At 65.7% G+C, this 20,062-nt stretch carries 20 protein-coding genes; 12 read left to right on the top strand and 8 right to left on the bottom strand.

Annotated features, from left to right (window positions below):
* The coding region (locus tag QZ281_RS06160; protein WP_292225971.1) for a hypothetical protein at positions 1-195 on the top strand (195 nt) is incomplete at its 5' end.
* On the top strand, positions 192-527 hold the full coding sequence (locus tag QZ281_RS06155) for a DUF2794 domain-containing protein (protein ID WP_292225968.1): 336 nt from the start codon (positions 192-194) through the stop codon (positions 525-527). The genes QZ281_RS06160 and QZ281_RS06155, both read left to right, overlap by 4 nt.
* A 56-nt stretch (positions 528-583) precedes the next feature.
* Here QZ281_RS06155 and QZ281_RS06150 read toward each other — a convergent pair whose 3' ends face one another.
* Positions 584-1,333, bottom strand: a complete 750-nt coding sequence (locus QZ281_RS06150) for a Bax inhibitor-1/YccA family protein (protein ID WP_201098270.1) — start codon at positions 1,331-1,333, stop codon at positions 584-586.
* A gap of 130 nt (positions 1,334-1,463) precedes the next feature.
* Between QZ281_RS06150 and thpR the strand changes: the two genes are divergently transcribed.
* From thpR to QZ281_RS06130, 4 genes are read left to right on the top strand one after another with little or no spacing between them, the layout of a single operon-like run.
* Positions 1,464-2,003, top strand: coding sequence for an RNA 2',3'-cyclic phosphodiesterase (gene thpR / locus QZ281_RS06145; RefSeq protein ID WP_292225964.1), 540 nt, complete (start codon positions 1,464-1,466; stop codon positions 2,001-2,003).
* On the top strand, positions 2,000-2,548 hold the full coding sequence (locus QZ281_RS06140; RefSeq protein ID WP_292225961.1) for a GNAT family N-acetyltransferase: 549 nt from the start codon (positions 2,000-2,002) through the stop codon (positions 2,546-2,548). Before thpR ends, QZ281_RS06140 begins: the two co-directional genes overlap by 4 nt.
* A 48-nt stretch (positions 2,549-2,596) precedes the next feature.
* Positions 2,597-3,040: a DNA repair putative endonuclease MmcB gene (gene mmcB, locus QZ281_RS06135; protein WP_292225959.1), complete on the top strand. Its 444-nt coding sequence runs from the start codon at positions 2,597-2,599 to the stop codon at positions 3,038-3,040.
* A gap of 58 nt (positions 3,041-3,098) precedes the next feature.
* Positions 3,099-3,470: a four helix bundle protein gene (locus QZ281_RS06130; protein WP_292225956.1), complete on the top strand. Its 372-nt coding sequence runs from the start codon at positions 3,099-3,101 to the stop codon at positions 3,468-3,470.
* 25 nt (positions 3,471-3,495) lie between these two features.
* Here the strand turns inward: QZ281_RS06130 and QZ281_RS06125 are convergent, their stop codons facing one another.
* Both QZ281_RS06125 and QZ281_RS06120 read right to left on the bottom strand, forming a co-directional pair.
* Positions 3,496-4,050, bottom strand: a complete 555-nt coding sequence (locus QZ281_RS06125; RefSeq protein WP_201098279.1) for an ActR/PrrA/RegA family redox response regulator transcription factor — start codon at positions 4,048-4,050, stop codon at positions 3,496-3,498.
* Positions 4,051-4,144: 94 nt separating this feature from the next.
* Positions 4,145-5,578, bottom strand: a complete 1,434-nt coding sequence (locus QZ281_RS06120; RefSeq protein WP_292225951.1) for an ActS/PrrB/RegB family redox-sensitive histidine kinase — start codon at positions 5,576-5,578, stop codon at positions 4,145-4,147.
* A gap of 44 nt (positions 5,579-5,622) precedes the next feature.
* Here QZ281_RS06120 and QZ281_RS06115 point away from each other — a divergent pair, with 44 nt between their 5' ends.
* From QZ281_RS06115 to QZ281_RS06100, 4 genes are all read left to right on the top strand, one after another.
* Positions 5,623-6,246, top strand: a complete 624-nt coding sequence (locus QZ281_RS06115) for an SCO family protein (protein ID WP_292225948.1) — start codon at positions 5,623-5,625, stop codon at positions 6,244-6,246.
* 86 nt (positions 6,247-6,332) lie between these two features.
* The gene (gene phaZ / locus QZ281_RS06110) at positions 6,333-7,613 is read left to right on the top strand and encodes a polyhydroxyalkanoate depolymerase (protein WP_292225945.1); all 1,281 of its coding nucleotides are present in this window, start codon (positions 6,333-6,335) and stop codon (positions 7,611-7,613) included.
* Positions 7,579-8,298, top strand: a complete 720-nt coding sequence (locus QZ281_RS06105) for a SprT family zinc-dependent metalloprotease (protein ID WP_292225941.1) — start codon at positions 7,579-7,581, stop codon at positions 8,296-8,298. The genes phaZ and QZ281_RS06105 overlap by 35 nt, the downstream gene beginning before the upstream one ends.
* A gap of 61 nt (positions 8,299-8,359) precedes the next feature.
* Positions 8,360-8,890 (top strand): AAA family ATPase, encoded by a 531-nt coding sequence (locus tag QZ281_RS06100; RefSeq protein WP_292225938.1) that lies wholly within the window; start codon positions 8,360-8,362, stop codon positions 8,888-8,890.
* Positions 8,891-8,900: 10 nt separating this feature from the next.
* Here QZ281_RS06100 and QZ281_RS06095 read toward each other — a convergent pair whose 3' ends face one another.
* Both QZ281_RS06095 and QZ281_RS06090 read right to left on the bottom strand, forming a co-directional pair.
* Positions 8,901-10,994: a PBP1A family penicillin-binding protein gene (locus QZ281_RS06095; protein ID WP_292225936.1), complete on the bottom strand. Its 2,094-nt coding sequence runs from the start codon at positions 10,992-10,994 to the stop codon at positions 8,901-8,903.
* A gap of 105 nt (positions 10,995-11,099) precedes the next feature.
* Positions 11,100-12,032 (bottom strand): alpha/beta hydrolase, encoded by a 933-nt coding sequence (locus QZ281_RS06090; protein ID WP_292225935.1) that lies wholly within the window; start codon positions 12,030-12,032, stop codon positions 11,100-11,102.
* Between the two features lie 144 nt (positions 12,033-12,176).
* On the opposite strand from QZ281_RS06090, the gene QZ281_RS06085 reads away from it, so the two are divergent.
* A complete protein-coding gene (locus QZ281_RS06085; protein ID WP_292225932.1) occupies positions 12,177-13,298 on the top strand; it encodes an aromatic ring-hydroxylating dioxygenase subunit alpha in 1,122 nt (373 codons plus the stop codon).
* A 54-nt stretch (positions 13,299-13,352) separates the two neighbouring features.
* Here the strand turns inward: QZ281_RS06085 and QZ281_RS06080 are convergent, their stop codons facing one another.
* Complete coding sequence (locus QZ281_RS06080) at positions 13,353-13,991, bottom strand: TetR/AcrR family transcriptional regulator (protein ID WP_292225929.1); 639 nt, start codon at positions 13,989-13,991, stop codon at positions 13,353-13,355.
* Positions 13,992-14,180: 189 nt separating this feature from the next.
* A complete protein-coding gene (locus QZ281_RS06075) occupies positions 14,181-16,031 on the bottom strand; it encodes a cation:proton antiporter (RefSeq protein ID WP_292225926.1) in 1,851 nt (616 codons plus the stop codon).
* A gap of 155 nt (positions 16,032-16,186) precedes the next feature.
* Here QZ281_RS06075 and QZ281_RS06070 point away from each other — a divergent pair, with 155 nt between their 5' ends.
* The gene (locus QZ281_RS06070) at positions 16,187-18,310 is read left to right on the top strand and encodes a M13-type metalloendopeptidase (protein WP_292225923.1); all 2,124 of its coding nucleotides are present in this window, start codon (positions 16,187-16,189) and stop codon (positions 18,308-18,310) included.
* 372 nt (positions 18,311-18,682) lie between these two features.
* On the opposite strand, the gene hisS is transcribed toward QZ281_RS06070, so the two are convergent.
* On the bottom strand, positions 18,683-20,062 hold a 1,380-nt coding region (gene hisS / locus QZ281_RS06065), incomplete at its 5' end, for a histidine--tRNA ligase (protein ID WP_292225920.1).

Raw genomic sequence — 20,062 nt, 5'->3', positions numbered from 1 at the left:
CCTTTAATGGAAACATCCAGGGGGCTGGGGGGGCTGTTCAGGATCCGGACACTTCCGAACTCCGACGAGCCGATGTGTCTTGTTTCGTCGTCCAACCGGGCGGGCGAAGGACCGAAACGGGGCCATTTCGTGTCGGCGGCGATTTATCCGCCGCCACTGGCGCTGACCGAATGCGCCCTTAAGTTCAGACCATGAGCATGAACCCTCACGAAACCGCCGCGCAGATCGGGCCGGTCTTCTTCGACCGCCGCGAACTGGACCCGATCCTGAAGGTCTATGGCCGCATGGTCGCCCAGGGTGAATGGCGCGACTACGCCATGGTCGGTCACAAGGACTTCGCCGAGTTCGCCGTCTTCCGCCGCACCGGCGACGCCCCCGCCTACCGCATAGAGAAACGTCCCGCGCTGCAGGCCCGCCAGGGCCAGTGGGCCGTCATCGGCGAAGGCGGCCAGGTCCTGCGCCGCGGCCGCGACCTGCCCCAGGTGCTGCGCGTCTTCGACGCCCGCCGGTTTCAGGTGGTGGAATAGGCAAACGAAAAAGGGCCCCGTCAGGGGCCCTTTCCAGATCGGCCTTGCGGCAGACCTTAGTTGCGGTTGCCGCCCATGAAGCGCAGCAGGAAGAGGAACAGGTTCACGAAGTTGATGAACAGGCTCAGCGCGCCATAGCTGGTGGCGACGCCGATGGCGTTCTTGTCGCCGCCCAGAGCGTAGTAGCTCATCTTCAAACGCTGGGTGTCGAAGGCGATCAGGCCCGAGAACAGCAGCACGCCAGCGGCGCTGATGATCCAGTACAGGACGCCGTTCGGCCAGAACATGTTGACCAGCGAGGCGATGATCAGGCCGATCACGCCCATGATCAGGAAGGTGCCCATCGGCGACAGGTCACGCTTGGTCGTATAGCCGTACAGGCTCAGCGCGCCGAAGGCGGCGGCGGTCACCAGGAAGGTCGAGGCGACGCTGGCGCCCGTATAGACCAGGAAGACCCAGCCCAGCGATGCGCCCATGGTGGCCACGACCAGCCAGTAGAGGACGCTGGTGCCCTGGGCCGTTGGGTTCTTCATGAAGAACATTGAGCCGAAGATCAGCACCAGAGGCGCGAACTGCACCGCCATGCCCAGAATGGTCATGCCCATGCGGCCGTCGGGACCGACGGTGTAGAGCAGTTGCTGCACGGCCGGGACGTTGCCGGTCGTATAGGCCAGCGCCGCTGCGACCACGAGGCCCAGCGCCAGCTTGTTGTAGACGCCCAGCATGAAGGCGCGCAGACCGGCGTCGATCGACATGTCGGCGGTCTGCGGCAGCGGACGGGCATAGCCGTTGTTGAAATCGCTCATGGCGACGAACTTTCTCCCATGGTCCGAAGAGGTTTCTCCGGATCGTTGCCGCAAATATCGGCATGCACGCCCCCGACTGCAAGGAAAACCGGACTTGGAGACGGACGTTCCCACCGCTACCAACGGTCGCATGCTTCGCCTGTTCACCGCCCTGACCCTGCCGGACGATGTCACGGACACGCTGAAACGCCGTCAGAGCGGCCTTCCCGGCGCGCGCTGGCGTCCGCTGGACGCCCTGCATGTCACCCTGGGCTTCTATGGCGAGATGGACGAGCGGCGGGCCGACGACCTGGCCTCGGAACTGTCACGCATAGGCGGCGGGCCGTTCGAGATCACCCTGAAGGGCGTCGGCGCCTTTGGCGACAACCACCGCAGCCACACCCTGTGGGCCGGGGTCGAGACGCCGAACGAGGCCCTGTCGGTGCTGGCCGGGCGCTGCAAGAAGGCGGCGGAACGGGCGGGCGTGGTCATGGAGGCGCGCGAATACCGCCCCCACGTCACCCTGGCCTACCTGAAACCCCAGACCAATCCCGACCGGATCGGCGCCTGGATGGCGGGGCATAATCTACTGCATCCGCCGCCGCTCCGCATCGATCGTTTCGGCCTCTATTCCAGCGTCCTGACTGACGACGGCAGCCATTACGAACTGGAACGCGAGTATCTGTTGTGAGCGACATCCGGGTTGAAACCGAACGCCTGATCCTGCGCCCGCCGACGCTGGAGGATTTCCCGCGCTGGGCCGAGTTCCAGGCCGATCCCGAGACGACGCGCTTCATCGGCGGGATCAAGACGCCTGCCGAGACCTGGCGCATCCTGGCGACCGTGGCGGGAGCATGGACCCTGGCGGGCGTGGGCTTCTTTTCGGTGATCGAGAAATCCACCGGCCTGTGGCTGGGCCGGATCGGGCCGTGGCGCCCGCACGGCTGGCCGGGGGCTGAGGTCGGCTGGTCGCTGCATCCCGACGCGACCGGCAAGGGCTATGCGCAGGAGGCCGCCGTCGCATCCATGGACTACGCCTTCGATGTTCTGGGCTGGGACGACGTCATCCACACTATCGAGGATGGCAACGCCGCCTCGGCGCGTCTGGCGCAGCGTCTGGGCTCACGCAATCGCGGCCCTGCCAACCTGCCCGAACCCTTCGCAGGCGTCGTCGCCGATGTCTGGGGCCAGTCACGCGAGGAATGGGCGGTCAACCGCCGGACCCTGATCCGCTGATCGACGCCTGCGCTTGCAGGCGGAACACAAGCGGAACATAAAGACGGAATGCCCGCCGCCGTCTCGCTCGAACTGGTCTTCAGCCGTCCCGAAACCACCCTGTCCGTCACACGCGGCGCGGCGCGGCTGATGATGGACATGGGCTATGCGCCCTTGCTGGAAGTTTGCCTGCCAAACGGGCGACGCGCCGATGTCATGGCCATCGGGACCAAGGGCGACATCATCATCTGCGAGGTGAAGTCGGGCATCGACGACTATCGCGTCGACCGCAAATGGCATGAGTACGGCCCGTTCTGCGACGCCTTCTATTTCGCGGTCGCGCCCGAGTTTCCGCAAGCCATCCTGCCGGAAGAACCCGGTCTAGTCGTCGCCGACGGCTTTGGCGGGGCCGTCATCCGCGACGCCCCCTCATCCCCGCTGGCGCCCGCCCGCCGCAAAGCCCTGACCATCGCCTTCGCCCGCCTTGGCGCATGGCGGGCGATGCGGGAATGAGGGCTTAGGGCTTAGGGCTTAGGGCTTAGGGCTTAGGGCTTAGAGCTTAGGGCTTAGATTGGGGGATCTGATGCAGGGCTACAGAGATTTGGTCGTCTGGCAAAAAGCCATGGGCCTAGCGGAGGCGACCTACCGGCTGACACAGTCCTTTCCGAGCGAAGAGAAGTTCGGCATCACATCGCAGGCGCGCAGAGCAGCCGTCTCGGTCCCCGCGAACATCGCCGAAGGCTATGGTCGCGGCACGCGACCTGCCTACGCCAACTTCGTCCGCATAGCACAGGGATCGCTGAAGGAGCTTGAAACCCACCTGCTCCTTGCTGAACGTGTGGGGCTCTGCGCCTCTGCCGACATACACGGCCTGTTGGCGGACGCCGACGAAATCGGTCGAATGCTCAGAGGCCTGATCAACAAGCTTAGTCCTAGAACCTAGCTTACTAAGCCCTACCCCAAAGCCCTCAGCGCGGTGCGCGCTTGGCCAGAATCCGCTGCAGCGTGCGGCGGTGCATGCCCAGGCGGCGCGCTGTCTCCGAGACATTGTGGTCGCACAACTCATAGACGCGCTGGATATGCTCCCAGCGAACGCGGTCGGCGCTCATCGGGTTTTCAGGCGGTTCAGGCGCTTCGCCAGTGGCCAGCAGGGCCTTGACCACGTCGTCGGCGTCGGCGGGCTTGGACAGATAGTCGACGGCCCCGGCCTTGACCGCCGCGACGGCCGTGGCGATGGCGCCATATCCGGTCAGCATGACGATGCGGGCGTCGGCGCGGCGGTCGCGCACGGCTTCGACCACCTTCAGGCCGTTGCCGTCTTCCAGACGCATGTCCAACACGGCGAAGGCGGGGGCCTTGTCGCGCAGGGCGGCGGTGGCTTCGGCGACGGATTCCGCCGTCGTCACGTCAAAGCCGCGCGCTTCTAGGGCGCGGCCCATACGGGTGCGCAGCGCCTGATCGTCGTCCAGCAACAGCAGGGACTTGTCAGGCAAGGCGGCGATACGGGTCTCTAGGTCGGACATTATTCTCTCCTGCCGCTTCAAGTCGGGACCGACAGCGCGCGGGTCAAGCGCAAGGTTCCCCCTGCGACGCTAAGACCCAATCACGAAACCACACTCATTCGGCGACTTCCAGCGCCGGACGCGCCCAACGCACGGCGACGCGGGCGCCCCGACCAGCGGGCTTTCCGTCCGCATGAGACAGGCCCTGGCCCACGCTGACCGAGCCGCCGGTCCGCTCCAGCAGGGTGCGGGCGATGAAGAAACCCAACCCCATGCCGCCCTGACTGGGTGCAATCGGGGCCTCGACCGGCGGACGGCGACGGGCAGCGGCGGCGATCTGGTCGGCCAGAGCGCGGCGCGCCTTTCCGTGCGGACGGCTGGTGACATAGGGCTCGCCCAGTCGGGGCAGGATGTCGCTGGCGAAGCCGGGACCGTCGTCCAGAATCTCGACCTCGATCCAGCCGGCATCCACCAGAGCCCGGATCTCGACGCGCGAGCGGGCGAAGTCGGCGGCGTTCTCAACCAGTGTCGACAGGCCGTGCACCACCTCGGGCATCCGACGCACGCGCGGCGCGGGCTGGCCGGGCGGGGTTCTGACCGCAACCTCGAACGCCAGATCAAAGCCCCGGTGCGGCTGGACCACTTCTTCCAGCAGGGCCTTCAACGCCACATCGGCATAGAGGGCGTCGTCGCCCTCCGGCTGTTGCGACAGCTGGGCCAGAATGCCCCGGCAGCGCTCGGCCTGTTGCAGGATCAGGTCAGCGTCTTCCTCGACCTCGCCGCCCGGCGGCGCCGCACGCTTCATCTCCTTGGCCACCACCTGAATAGTCGCCAGCGGCGTGCCCAGCTCATGCGCCGCCGCCGCCGCCAGACCACCCAGCGCCGCCAGTCTCTGCTCGCGTTGCAGGACGTCTTGGGTCGTGGCCAGGGCCAGCTCCAGCTTTTCCGCATCCGCCGCCACCCGCCACGCATATCCGGCGGTGAAGACCACCCCTGTCACCAGGGCCATAGCCATGCCCAGCCGGTACAGGGTCGGCAGATGGAAATGCTCGTAGGGCCGCCACGGCAGCGGCTCGGACCAGAAGAACAGCACCGCCACCGCCACCAGGGCCAGCAGACCCAGCAACAGGGCCTGACGCGCCGGAAGGGCCGCCGCCGCAATCGTCACCGGCGCGACCAGCAGCAGACAGAAGGGGTTCTCCAGCCCGCCGGTCAGGCCCAGCAGCACGCCCAACTGGAAGATGTCGAAGCCCAGATGGATCGCGGTCTGGCGACCATCGGGCAGGCTGGATTCCAGCCGCCGCACCCGCGCCATCGCCGCCACATTCACGCCCGCGCTGATGGCGATGACGATCAGGCAGGGCCACAGCGGCAGGGGGAAGTGCAGCACCCCATAGGCCGTCAGGATCGCCGCACTCTGCCCCAGTATGGTCAGCCAGCGCAGGACGATCAGAGTGCGAAGGGAAAAACCCCGCCCACGGCGCGGCACGTCGCTCCAGCCGTCAAGGTCGGGGGGTTGCGGCGCAATGTGGGCTTCTGTCGAGGTCACGCTCCTTCTATAGACCGGCAAAGTCTATTTCGTGAGAGGCCGTCATGCCGCGCCGTTCCATCCTGCTGTTCGCCGGCGCCTGTATCGCCATCGCCGCCGCTCTGGCCATCGTCACCGTGGTGGTGGTCAGCGGGCGTGACCGCGTCGGCGCGGGTTCCGAAGTCACCTCGTCCGGCCAGCCGCTGGTCGGCGGCGACTTCCAGTTGGTCAATCAGGACGGTCAGCCGGTGGACCAGACCCTGCTGAACGGCAAATGGAGCCTGGTCTTCTTCGGCTTCACCTACTGCCCCGAGTTCTGCCCCACCACCCTGGCGGAAATGGCCGCTGTCCAGCAACAGCTGGGCGACAAGGGCAAGGACCTGCAGATCATCTTCGTCAGCATCGATCCCCAGCGCGACACGCCGCAGATGCTGAAGGACTATCTGTCGTCAGACGGCTTTCCCAAGGGGACCATCGGCCTGACCGGTACGACGGAACAGGTGGCCAAGGCGGCCAAGGCTTATCGCGCCTTCTATGAAAAGGTCGGCGAGGGCGAGGCCTATACGATGAACCACAGCCTGACCGTCTATCTGATGGGGCCGGACGGCAAGTTCCGCACCGCCGTCGCCTATGGTCTGGGCCCGGACAAGTCGACCAAGATCATCGAACAGGCGATGGCGCGCGGCTGAGGCGGTTTTCCACCCCGTGAATACCTTTTGCGGGTCTGCGCATTATATGCTGCTCTGCACAAACGGCCTCCGCCGTCAGGACAGTCATGCTCTACGCGTTTCATGAACTCGCTTACCAGTCGGCCCTGCCGTGGCGTTTCGGCGCCCAGATGGCGCGCCAGTTCTGGTCCTCGCCGCTGAACCCGGCGTCCGACACCGCCATCGGCCGCACGGCCTATGCCTCGGCCGAACTGTTCGAGAGCGTGACCCGCCGCTATGGCAAGCCGGACTGGAAGCTGGAGACGATCGACGCCGACGGTCATCCGATCCGCACCACCGAACAGGTGATCTGGCAGAGCCCGTGGTGCCGTCTGGTCCGGTTCGCGCGCAACATCGGCGACCTGAAACGGGCGGGTAAACCTGTGGCGGCCCCCGCCGTCCTGATCGTCGCCCCCCTGTCAGGCCACTACGCCACCCTGTTGCGCGGCACGGTCGAGGCCTTCCTTCAGGACCACGACGTCTATGTCACCGACTGGATCAACGCCCGGCAGGTGCCGGTGCTGGAAGGCCGGTTCGACTTCTTCGACTATATCGACCACGTCCGCCTGATGCTGACCGAGATCGGCGGCCGCGCCCATGTCGTCGGCGTCTGCCAGCCGGGTCCGCCGGTCCTGGCCGCGGGCGCCGTGATGGCTGAGGACAATGATCCCAACCGCCCGGCTTCGATGACCTTCATGGGCTCGCCCATCGACGCGCGCCTGTCGCCGACCATGACCAACCAGCTGGCCGAGGAAAAACCCTTCACCTGGTTCAGGTCGAACATGATCCACACCGTGCCCCTGCCCTATCCGGGGTTTGGTCGGAACGTCTATCCGGGCTTTGTTCAGCTCTACAGCTTCATGTCGATGAACGAGGCGCGCCACCGTGACGCCCACTGGGACTATTTCACCAGCCTGATCCACGGCGACGGCGACGGGGTCGAAAAGCACGAGGAATTCTACGACGAATATCTGTCGGTGCTGGACCTGACCGAAGAGTTCTATCTCCAGACCATCGACATCGTCTTCCAGCAGCATCTGCTGGCGCGCGGCCTCTTGGAGCATCGCGGGCGCAAGGTCGATCTGACGAAGATCACCGACATCGGCCTGATGACGGTCGAGGGCGAGAAGGACGACATCTCCGGCGTCGGCCAGACCCAGGCCGCGCACGGCCTGTGCCCCAACGTCCCCGAGACCAAGCGCGAGCTCTATGTCCAGCCGGGCGTGGGTCATTACGGCGTCTTCAACGGGCGCCGCTTCCGAGACGAAATCTATCCGCGCGTGCGCGACTTCATCGCCCAGAACGAGGCTCTCCTTGGCGTACCGCAACGGTCAGCGGCTGCCGCTTGACGAGAAGGACGGCTCTGGACCGTCCTTGAGACTATCCGTCAATCCCCGCGCCCGACGCCTGTCGGTGCGGATAGACGCACGGGCGGGCGAGGCCGTGGTCATCGCCCCCAGCGAGCGCACCCTGACCCAGGCCGTCGCCTTCGCCCGCACCAAGGGCGTCTGGATATCTGAACGTCTGGCCGTCCAGCCCAAGGGCCGTCCGCTGGAGCCGGGTCAGGTCATTTCATTGCGAGGGCGTCCCGTGCGGCTGGAGGCGACACCGGGCGCAGGGGCTGCCCGTCTGGTCGAGGAGGGAACAGTCATCCGCTCCGGCGGCGAGGGCGAGACCTATGCCCGCCGCGTCGAGAACCTGCTGAAACGCGAAGCCCGCCAGACGCTTGAGGAACGCACCGCGCATCATCTGCGCACGCTGGGCCAGAGGCCGGTCAAGGTGTCGATCGCCGACACCAAGTCGCGCTGGGGTTCGTGCAGCCCGCACAACCGCACCATCCGCTATTCCTGGCGCGTCATCATGGCCCCGCCCCCGGTCATCGACTACCTCGCCGCCCACGAGGTCGCCCACCTGGTCCACGCCGACCACAGCCCCGCCTACTGGTCCGTGGTCGAGCGGCTGGTTGGGGACCACAAGCCGTACCGCAAATGGCTGCGCGACTACGGCGGAGCGCTGCACGCCGTGGGGCGGTAGACGACTCTACCTCTTACATCCCAGACTGGAAGCATCCGCTTCAAGCACCTAGGGTTCTTGGATGACGCTCGTTTTTATCTATGGTCCCGTTGCCTCAGGAAAGCTCACCGTTGCACACGAATTGGCCAAGCAGACGGGGCTACCCCTATTCCACAACCATCTAGTCGTTGACGCCGTAAACGCGGTGTTCGCTTTCGGCACCGAACCATTCATTCGGCTGCGGGAAGCCTTCTGGCTCCAGACATTCATCGAAGCCGCCCGTGAAGGCCGGTCTCTGATCTTTACCTTTGCGCCCGAAGGAACCGTGGCAGAGGACTTCCCCTCCCGCGTACAAGCCGCCATCGCGCCGTTTGGCGGCTCGGTGATTTACGTCTCTTTGACTGTGTCACCTGAGGAACAGGAGCGCAGGCTGATTCAACCCAGCCGAGCCGCCTTCGGTAAACTCCAATCCATAGACCTGCTGCGCCAACTGCGTACCGACTATAACGCCAGCCTCCGGATCATGCCCCAGGCTGATCTGACCATCGACACCGAAGCCTGCACCCCGCAGTTAGCCGCAGAACGCATCGCCTCCCATCTGGCAGGACGATAGGTTCAGACCGTCAGAAGAACAGGGCGTCCGGCTTGCGTTCTGGCACGGGGCGACCTTCGGGTTGCTGGTTCGGCGGGTCGCGGTAGCCGGGCTGGGGCGAGGTCGGGCGCACGACCGGCTGTTTCGGCGACGGCTGCTGATACTGGGGCGTCGGTTGGTCGACATAGGGTTCGCCGACGTTCGGATCGACGGGCTCGACCGGGACGCCGCCGTCATTCAGGCCGCTCATCAGATCGCCAACAGGGTCAGGCGCGGTCCAGCCTTCGGGCATGGGCGGGCCGTTGGGGATGCTGGGGGCGTTCAGGCGCGGCAGGGCCGCCTCCATGAAGCCGCGCCAGATGGCGGCGGGCGACGATCCGCCGGTGACGCCGCGCATGGCGGTGTTGTCGTCCTTGCCCACCCAGACGGCGGCGACGAAGCCGCCGGTGTAGCCCACGAACCAGGCGTCCTTGTAGTCCGAGGTGGTGCCGGACTTGCCCGCCAGATCACGGCCCGGAATGGCCACGCTGCGTCCGGTGCCGGACGTCACCACGCCGCGCAGCAGCTGGTTCATGTAATAGAGCGGCGGGTTGTTGATCGCCTGACCGCTCTGGCCGCTGGCGCGCTGATAGATGACGCGGCCCTGCGGGGTGCGGATGCGGCTGATGCCATAGGCGTCGACGCGGCGTCCGCCGTTGGCGAAGGCGTCATAGGCGGTGGCCATTTCCAGCGGCGAGACCTCGACCGCGCCCAGAGCCATCGACGGCTCCAGCCCGATGCGGCTCTGGATGCCCAGACGGCGCGCGGCGCGGGCCACGCTGTCGCGGCCGATCCGGTCGGCAATGGAGACGGCGACCGTATTGGTCGACTGGGCCACGGCCTGCGCCACAGTCATGTTGCCACTGTAGTTGCCGGAATAGTTCTTGGGCGACCAGTTGCCGATGGTGATCGGTTCATCGACCACCGGGGTCTGGGGCGTATAGCCCGCCTCCATGGCGGCCAGATAGACGAACGGCTTCCACGACGAACCGGCCTGACGCCGCGCATCGACGGCACGGTTGAACTGGCTGTCGGCGTATGAGGCGCCGCCGATCATGGCGCGCACGCGCCCGTCGCCGTCCAGCGCGACCAGAGCCGCCTGCTGCACGCCCTTGGCGCCGTCGCGGTCCAGAATGCGGCGCACCGCGCGTTCGGCGTCAGTCTGCAAGGTCAGGTCCAGGGTGGTTTCGACCACCATGTCCTCGGTCGGTTCGCCGACCAGACCGCGGATCGACTTGTCCAGCCAGTCGATGAAATACTGGGCGTGCTGGGTCGCAAGCGTGCGCGAGACGATGACCGGCTGGGTCACGGCCTGCTCTCGCTGGGCGGCGGTGATGACGCCCGCCTCTTCCATTTCGTTCAGGACGACGGTGGCGCGGGCGGCGGCGCGCTCGCTCTCGGACACCGGCGAATAGCGCGAGGGCGCCTTCAGAAGCCCCGCCAGAAGCGCGGCCTCACCGACCGTCAGATCCTTGGCCGACTTGTCGAAGTACCGCTGAGAAGCCGCCTCGATCCCATAGGCGCCGGCGCCGAAATAGACCCGGTTCAGATAGAGGGCCAGAATCTCCTTCTTGGAGAATTTCATCTCCAGCCAGACGGCCAGCATCAGTTCCTGCACCTTGCGGCGCATGTTCTGGTCGGGCGTCAGGAACAGGTTCTTGGCCAGTTGCTGCGTCAGGGTCGAGCCGCCCTGAACCACCCGCCCGGCGCGCAGGTTGCGCACCATGGCCCGGCTCATGCCGATGGGGTCGAAGCCGGGGTGGTGATAGAAGCGCCGGTCCTCAATGGCGATGAAGGCCGCCGGGACATAGTCAGGCAGGCTGTCCAGATCGGCGGGCGGCGCCATCTGGGTGCCTCGCGTCGCGATCAGCGCGCCGTTGCGGTCCAGATAGGTGATCGAGGGCTGACGATCGACATTATACAGGCTGGAGGTGTCGGGCAGGCCGCGCGCGAACACGGCGAAAAAGACCACCAGGAAGATCACCCCCCAGACGGCCAGAACCGCGCCCCAGTAGAACAGTCTCTGCAACGGCGTCCGACGCGGCTTTCCGCCCCGATCGTCACCTGCAACCCGTGGACCCGCCATGTATATCCTCAGATGCCGCGCTCAGGCGGGTTTCGTCTCGGGTTTATGTAGCCGGATTGACGGAGCGCTGAAACGGCCCTGTCGATCTCACGCAAACGTGAGCGGTCATTTCGCCGAAAGAAAGGCGTCCAGATCGCCATAAAACGTCTGCGGCTGGTCGAACATGATGAAGTGGGCGCTGTCGTCGATCCGCTTCAGCTCCACCTTGGGCAAGCCCGCGAACGAGGCCTGATAGATGGCGTCGGTCAGTTCGGCCGTCAGCGGCGGGTTGAACTTGACGTACAGCACCTCGGTCGTGGCCGTGATCTTCGGCAGTTCAGGACGCAGGTCCGTGGTGATCAGTTCGCGGAAGGCGGCGGCGGACACCTTCTGGTCGCTGGTCCGCATATCCTCCAGCGCCTCTTCGCGACGCTCGGCATTGTTGACCATGCCGGTGATCGCCGTGGTCGCCTGGGCCACATAGGTCTCACGCGGGCTGTTGGTCTGGACGGCATAAACCTGATCCGCCACCGGGGTCACCGTCTCGACCGTGGTTCCGGGCGGACCGAACATCGCGCCCATGAACGGGATCATATCGACGACCATCAGCCTGCCCACGCTGTCGGGGTGGCGCGCGGCCAGCATCATGGCGATGGTCCCGCCCATCGAATGGCCGACGACGGCGGGCTTTTGCAGACCCTGTTCGCGGATGTAGCGGGCGATTTCCTCGGCGGCGGGCGCGGCGATCAAGGTCGGCGCAGCGCCGGTCTGCGCATTGCCTGCGGGCGCGGCCCCGGCGAAGCCCTGAATATGGACGCGGTGAATGCGGTAGCGTCCGCCGAACTGATAGACCGTGCCCTGCCAGATATCGGGTGATGAGCTGAGACCGGGGATCAGGATCACGTCCGGCCCCTGCCCCTCGACCTGCACCGTCAGACGGTCAGAGGAAAAGGCCGCGTGGCGGTCATGGGCGACGTGGTTCACGTGTCCATCCTGTGCGAGGGCCGCGACGGGCGCCGCCACGGACAACAGTGCGGCGAGGGCGAGGGTGCGGAACATGGCGAAACTTCCCTGAAACCGCTCAAGCGGCCTTATTGCCCTTGTCATAGCCGTTCGTCCGCCCCTCGGGGAAGACGCCACGCGCACCCGCGCAAAGCGGCACAGGGTCTATGGCTGGCGCCGTCGCGCTGTTAAACAGCCCCCATGACCACCGACGCCCCGACCGCCCCCCAAGCTGAAGCCGCACCGTCCAAGGCGGGCGCGTCACCCTTCGGCAAGGGATTTGTCACTGACGCCTGGTATTTCGTGGCCCTGGGCCGCGATGTCGCCCCGGCCAGCCTGAAACGCTATGAGATCATGGGCGAGCCGGTTCTGGTCGGCCGCACCCGCGCGGGTCAGGTCTATGCGATGCGCGACATCTGCCCCCACCGCGCCGCCCCTCTTTCGGCCGGCAAGCTGGTAGAGAAGCCGGGCGAGGGCGAGACGATCGAATGCCCCTATCACGGCTGGCGCTTCCGCACCGACGGGGTCTGCGCCGCCATACCCTCGCTGGTCGAGGATCAGGCGTTCGAAGCCGACCGCATCCGCGTGCGCTCCTATCCGGTGCGTGAAAGCCAGGGCGTCGTCTTCGTCTGGATGGCGTCGGATGCTCGCAATCCGATGGAGCCGGACCACGAGCCGCCGGTCTTCCCCGGCGTGGTCGGCGGCGAGGCCAAGCTGGTCGAGTGGATGGATTTCGACAGCCATATCGACCATGCGGTCGTCGGCCTGATGGACCCCGCACACGGCCCCTATGTCCACCAGCAATGGTGGTGGCGGTCCGAGCATTCGATGCACGAAAAGTCCAAGGCCTTCGCGCCGACCGACTATGGCTGGGCCATGGTGCGCCACGCCCCGTCGTCGAACAGCCGCCTCTACAAGATTCTGGGCGGCGCCCCCGCGACCGAGATCACCTTCCGCCTGCCCGGCTTCCGCTGGGAGCATATTCAGGTGGGCGAGAAACAGGTTCTGGCCCTGACCTGCCTGACGCCTGTGACCGACACCAAGACCCGGATCACCCAGATCTTCTGGTCCGACCACTGGGTGTTCGGTCTGGCCAAGCCCTTCCTGCGGATGGGCGTGGTCGCCTTCCTGAAACAGGACGGGGGGATGGTGAACCTGCAGAACGAAGGCCTGCGCTACGACCCGGCCCTGATCTGGATCGACGACGCCGACAAACAGGCCAAATGGTATCAGCAGCTGAAACGCGAATGGGCCAGGAGCCGGGCCGAGGGCCGCGCCTTCGTCAACCCGATCAAGCCGACGACCCTGCGCTGGAAAAGCTGAAATGAAAAAGGCCTCCCGCAGGGGAGGCCTTTTATCCTTGGTCGAATACTCGACTTACTTCGACAGAGCGCCCGCCAGCATGACGTCGATCTGCTTGCCGATATGTTCCGACAGGGCCTGGGCATCCCAGTTGTCGTAGGCCGCGCGGCGGTAGTTCGACAGGTAGGCATCCCAGATCAGTTCGACCAGCAGGCGGACATCCGCATCCTGACGAAGCTCGCCCTTGGTCACAGCCTCCTGCACGATGGCGGCGATGGCCAGCTGCAGCTTCTTGGTCGCGGCGCGGGCGCGCATTTCGGCGGCCAGAGGCTGGAACCACGAACGGGCGACGATGGCCTGGAACAGCGGCAGCTGATCCAGCGACGAATGGTACCCGGCGCTCAACGCGCCAACCAGACGGTTGCGAACAGGGTCGCCCGCCGTGGAGCCCGCTTCGACCACTTCGGCCAAACGCGTCATGTCCTCGGTCAGGACCGCTTCGAACAGTTCCGCCTTGTCCTGGAAGTTGGCGAAAACGGCCCCGGTGGACATGCCAGCGCCCTTGGCGATGTCGCGGATGGTCGCCGGCTCATAACCGCGCTCTGCAAAAAGCGAGCGGGCGGCGTCCAGCACCTTTTGACGGGTGCGGATCTTCGCGGCCTGTCGCCGGTTCAGGCGAGGCTCAACGAGGGCGTGTGCGGTGGAATCGGTCATAAATTCAGGCTTTTACTCTACGTTTAGCCACAAACGACGCCACCCCAAGTTGATCCTGGATTGGACGCCCGCAACCTGAGGCAAGGCAAACAGATGCTGCTTGTCCTCTAGGAAACGAATACAGAAGCAGCGCTTCGATCACAGAACCATGACAAAATTGGGTCCAGACAAGCTTAGCTGTTGGCAAAACTAATCTAATCTTGTGCGCGTCCTATTCTGGGACACCCTGAACGCCCGCATCGGACGGTTACGTCTTTGATCAGACACCGCAGCCTGGAAGACCTGCCTGAACTGATCACGGCGTTCATGGATCGAGGCTAGGACAAGCCCCATCGGCACGCCCAGATCGACCAGGGTGTTTTCAGCTAATTGCAAACTGGCCTCAGTCGTCTCGGGCACAGCATCCGTCACCCCAAGCGCATAGAGGCGCGCCGCATGCTGGTCGTCGCGCGCACGGGCGATCAGGATCAGATCCTCGCGCAACTGGCGGGCCGTGCGCACCACCTCGTCCACCTTGCCCGGCGCATCCATGGTCACGACCAGCGCTCGCGTCGTCTGCACCCCGCACCGCAGCAACATCTCGGCGCGTCCGGCGTCGCCGTAGAAGACATCATAGCGGTCACGTCGTCCGGCGGCGACGATGCCCGGATCAGCGTCCAGAGCGATGAAGGCCTGATCATGCGTTTTCAGCATCTCGCCGATCAACCGACCGACCCGGCCGAAACCGACGATGACGACGGCGCCGTCCGCCTGCTGCGGCAGTTTCATCTCGTCCGGCACAGCCGTCTCTTCCAGGCTCGGGCGACGCGTCAATCGCTGCCCCAGCATGGCCAGGAACGGGATCGAGAAGATGCTGAGCGTGGCGGACAGGGCGACGGTCGAGGTCAGAGCCGAGGGGGCGACGCCCTCCACCAGCCCCGTCGCGAAGACGACGAAGGCGAACTCCCCCGCAGGCGCCAGGACCAGGGCCGTCTCCAGCGCCGGGCGAGCGGCCAGCCCCCACAGACGCGCCAGGGTGAAGATCACGCCCGTCTTCACAACCGTAATGGCCGCCGCCAGACCGATGACGCCCCACGGATTGGCGGCGACAGCGTCCAGATCAAGCCCCAGCCCGACCCCGACGAAGAAGACGCCCAGCAACAGGCCCTTGAACGGCTCGATGGAGATTTCGACCTCGCGCCGGAACTCGGTCTCGGCCAGCAACACGCCCGCAACCAGTGCTCCGATGCTCATGGACAGGCCGCTGGCCTGGGCGGCCAGACCGGCGCCGACCACGACCAGCAGACTGGCGGCGACGAACAGTTCACCGCCCTGATCGGCCTTGCGCGCCTTGGCCACCGACCGGAACATGGGCCGCAGCACCAGCCGCCCCAAAAGCACCAGCAGGCCCAGACCGATGGCGGCGGGCACCAGCGTGAACAAGGCCCGCCCCAGCACCGCCGGGTCCAGCGCCCCCGCCTCCACCCCGCCGCCCTGCTGGGCCAGGGCCGCCAGAACGCTGACGGTGATCAGTATGGGCGCCACCGACAGATCCTGCGCCAACAGGATGGCGAAGGTCGAACGCCCCACTGTCCCTTTCAGCCGCCCACGCTCGGCCAGAACCGGCATGACCACCGCGGTCGACGACAGGGCCAATCCCATGCCCAGCACCGCCGCCCCGGCCAGAGACTGGCCCATCAGCATGAAGCCGCCCGCCAGCACCACCGAACAGACCAGCACCTGCATCATGCCCAGGCCGAAGACGAGGCGACGCATGGCGCGCAGCCGCTCCCACGACAGCTCCAGCCCGATCATGAACAGAAGAAAGGCGACGCCCAGTTCCGACAGTTGCGCCAACTGCCCCGGCTCGTGGATCGTGAACCAGGACAGCCAGGGAACCGCACCCGAAAACCGCGCCAGACCATCCGGCCCCAACACCACGCCCGCCGCAAGAAATCCCAGCACCGGACTGATCTTCAGCCGGTTGACCAGCGGCACGATCACCCCGGCCGCAGCCAGGAAAACCACCAGATCCTTGTAGTCCGCGCCGTGTCCGTGCATCCGCCCTCCGCTTCAGACGCATCTGACCCTGAACCCACCCCTGTGGCGAGTCGTCGCAGGGGTTTCATGAATTTTTTTTAAGGCGACACCCCGTGTTCGGGGTCTAGGGTCCGCGCCGACCCGTCCATTTCGGGGACGGCATCAAGGATCCAATGATGAAACGTCTGCTTATCGGGGCCGCTGTCGGCGCCCTTCTGCTGCCCGCCAGCGCGGCTTTCGCCCAGGACATCGGCCACGACCACGCCTGCATCGACGACGCCTGCGAGATGGTTTCGATCTTCTCGGGCGAAGAAACCGCCGCAGGTTGGCAGGGAACCGTCGCCCCCAAGTACGGAACCTGGGGCTTTGACCTGTCGGGCCGCGACACCACCGTGAACCCCGGCGACGACTTCTTCCGCTACGCCAACGGCACGGCGATCGACAAACTGATCATTCCGTCGGACCGCACCAGCTACGGCTCGTTCGCCCTGCTGCGCGAACTGTCGGACAACCGCATGAAGGAACTGGTGACCGGTCTGGCCGCACGCACCAACCTGGCCGCCGGCACCGACGAGAAGAAGATCGCCGACGCCTATCGCTCCTATATCGATCAGGCCCGCGTCGATCGTCTGGACGCCCAGCCGCTGCAACCCTATCTGGCCGCCATCCGTGCTGCGGACACGCACGAGAAGATGGCCGTCCATATGGGCCAGACCATCGGTCGTTTCGGCGGCTCCTTCTTCGGCACCGGCATCACCATCGATTCCAAGCAGCCGACCCGCTACGTCGTTTCGACCGGCCAGTCAGGTCTGGGCCTGCCGAACCGCGACTATTATCTGGACACCCGCTTCGCCGATAAGAAGGCCCTGTATCAGGCCTATGTCGCGCGCATCCTGGGCATGATCGGCTGGGAGAACCCGACCGAGGCCGCCGCCCAGATCGTCGCTCTGGAAGACAAGATCGCCGAGGCCCACTGGAGCCCCGCCGAGAACCGCAACCGCGACAAGACCTACAACGAATACACCATCGCCCAGCTGACGCAGGACGCGCCCGGCTTCGCCTGGCAGGGCTATTTCGACGCCGCACAACTGGGCGGCGCGCCGCGCCTGATCGTGCGCCAGAACACGGCCCTGCCCAAGATCGCCGCCATCTATGCCGAGACGCCGGTGGCCCTGCTGCAGGCGTGGGAAGCCTTCCACACCGCCGACGACATGGCCCCCTATCTGTCCAAGCGGTTCTCGGACGCCTCGTGGGAGTTCAACTCGCGCGACCTGTCGGGCCAGCCCGAGCAGCGCACGCGTGAGAAACGCGCCATTTCGTTCGCCGAAGGCGCGCTGGGCGAGGCTGCGGGCCGTCTCTATGTCGCCCAGTATTTCCCGGCCGAATCCAAGGCCAAGATGGAAGAACTGGTCGCCAATCTGCGCACCGCCCTGTCGCACCGGATCGATAATCTGAGCTGGATGGGCACAGAGACCAAGGCGGCAGCGCAGGAGAAGCTGCGCAAGTTCACCGTCAAGATCGGCTACCCAGACAAGTGGCGCGACTATGCCGCCCTGGACATCCGCGCGGATGATCTGGTCGGCAACGTCGAGCGTCAGGGCCGCTTCCAGTGGAACTACCAGTTGGCGCGCCTGAACCAGCCTGTCGACAAGGCCGAGTGGGGCATGACGCCCCAGACGGTCAACGCCTACTACAACTCGGCCAACAACGAGATCGTCTTCCCGGCGGCCATCCTGCAGCCGCCCTTCTTCGATCCGAGCGGCGACCCGGCGGTCAACTACGGCGGCATCGGCGGGGTGATCGGTCACGAGATCGGCCACGGCTTCGACGACCAGGGTTCCAAGTCCGACGGCGACGGCGTTCTGCGCAACTGGTGGACGCCTGAGGACAAGGCCAATTTCGAAGCCCTGACCGCACGTCTGGGCGCGCAATACGCCAGCTATGAGCCGATCGAGGGCTATCACATCAACCCCGGCCTCACGATGGGTGAGAACATCGGCGACGCGTCCGGCGTGGCCGTGGGTCTGGAAGCCTATCACCTGTCGCAGGGCGGACGTCCGGCGCCGGTTCTGGACGGCACGACCGGCGACCAGCGCTTCTTCTACGGCTGGGCCCAGGTCTGGCAGTCGAAGTACCGTGACGAGGCGCTCAAGCAGCAGGTCGCCACCGACCCGCACTCTGCCGCCCAGTTCCGGGTCATCGGCCCGCTGCGCAACGTCGACGCCTGGTATGACGCCTTCGGCGTCAAGCCGGGAACCAAATACTACCTGACCCCGGATGAGCGCGTCCGCCTCTGGTAGGACGAAGCTTCGTCGATAAGGAAAAGGCCGGGGTTCGCCCCGGCCTTTTTCATGGAGAATTCCTGCAGAATCCGTCACCCGGACCTTTAGAGCCCTCGACAATTTCTCGATGTTTTCGAGGCTGTACCTGGATTTCAGGCATAGAAAAGCCCGCTGCGGGGGATACATCGCAGCGGGCTATCTTGCTCTTTAAAGAGCGGACGTTTCCTCCCCGAAACGCCTTCGAGTGCTGCGCGCTTGAGCAACGCTTGCCCTCGAGTGAGTTCATTTGGCCCAAGCCCCCCGTGGGCGTCAACGATCAGTTTACACCCAATCGAACTTTCTTCGACTTATCAGCGATAACCTATCTTGGGGATGATTTATTATCGAAGCTTATTCGATAATGCCCTTGATGGCGGCGACCAGACCATCGCGGGCGATCTTCATCTGGCCGGGGCGTTCGGCCTTCCACGCATCGTTATCAGCGATGGCGGCGGCGGCGGCCCGTCCGGCGTCCAGATCCTTGATGGTCACCTCGCCCGCCGCGATCTCGTCTCCGCCCAGAATGACCACGGCAGGGGCGCCGCGACGGTCGGCGTATTTCATCTGGGCCTTCATGCCCGCGCGCCCCAGATAAAGCTCAGCCGCAATGCCTGCGGCACGCAGTTCGGCGACGGCGTTCAGGTAGTGGCCCATGTCGTCCTCGGAGAAGACGATGACGACGACAGGGCCACGCACCGCATCCTCAGCGCCCCGTCCCGCCGCGCGCAGAGCCGAAGCCAGGCGCGAGACACCAAAGGAGAAGCCGGTCGCCGGCACGCTCTGGCCCGTAAACCGGGCGACCAGATCGTCATAACGGCCACCGCCGCCGATGGAGCCGAAGCGGACCGGACGCCCCTTGTCGTCCACGGTGTCCAGCAGCAGTTCGGCCTCGAACACGGCGCCAGTGTAATATTCAAGGCCGCGCACGATGGTCGGATCGAACTTCACCGCGTCCTGATCGACCCGCATGGCGTTCAGCGCCCGGTCGATGGCGGCCAGTTCGTTCAGCGCCGCCTCGCCCGCCGCGCCCAGATCGCCGGAACGGGCGACGGCGTCCAGCGTCTCGGCCCGCGACAGGCCCGGCGTGTTGGCCGAGGCCAGGAAGGCCTCGATGGCGGCCGTCACCTTGGCGGGCAGTTGGGCGCCCTTGGTGTAGTCGCCGGACTCGTCCAGACGGCCCTCGCCCAGAAGCTGGACCACGCCGTCCCAGCCCAGACGGTCGAACTTGTCGATGGCGCGAAGGGCGGTCAGGCGCTGACCTGCCTCGGTCACCCCGCCCGCGTCGAACAGGCCGTCGAACAGTTTCCGGTTCGAGACGCGGATCTGGGCTTGGCCCGCGTCCAGCCCTGCGCCGCGCAGACCTTCGCAGGCCATGGCGATGATCTCGGCGTCCGCCTCGGGACGGTCGGAGCCGACGGTGTCGGCGTCGCACTGCCAGAACTCGCGGAAGCGACCGGGGCCGGGCTTTTCGTTGCGCCAGACCGGCCCATAGGCATAGCGGCGGAACGGCTTGGGCAACGTCTCCCACGTCTGGGCCGCGAACCGGGCCAGGGGCGCCGTGTGGTCATAGCGCAGGGCCATCCAGTCGCCCGGCTCATCCGAACCAGCGTCGTCCTGCAGCGCGAAAACGCCTTCGTTCGGGCGGTCGGCGTCCGGCAGGAACTTGCCCAGAGCATCGGCGTATTCGAAGGCCGGGGTCTCCAGCGGCTCGAAGCCCCAGCACTCATAGAC

The organism is Brevundimonas sp. (genome assembly GCF_018608325.1).
Lineage (GTDB): Bacteria > Pseudomonadota > Alphaproteobacteria > Caulobacterales > Caulobacteraceae > Brevundimonas.
The sequence above is the reverse complement of the archived record's forward strand: the minus strand, read 5'-3'. Positions and strand labels throughout refer to the sequence as shown.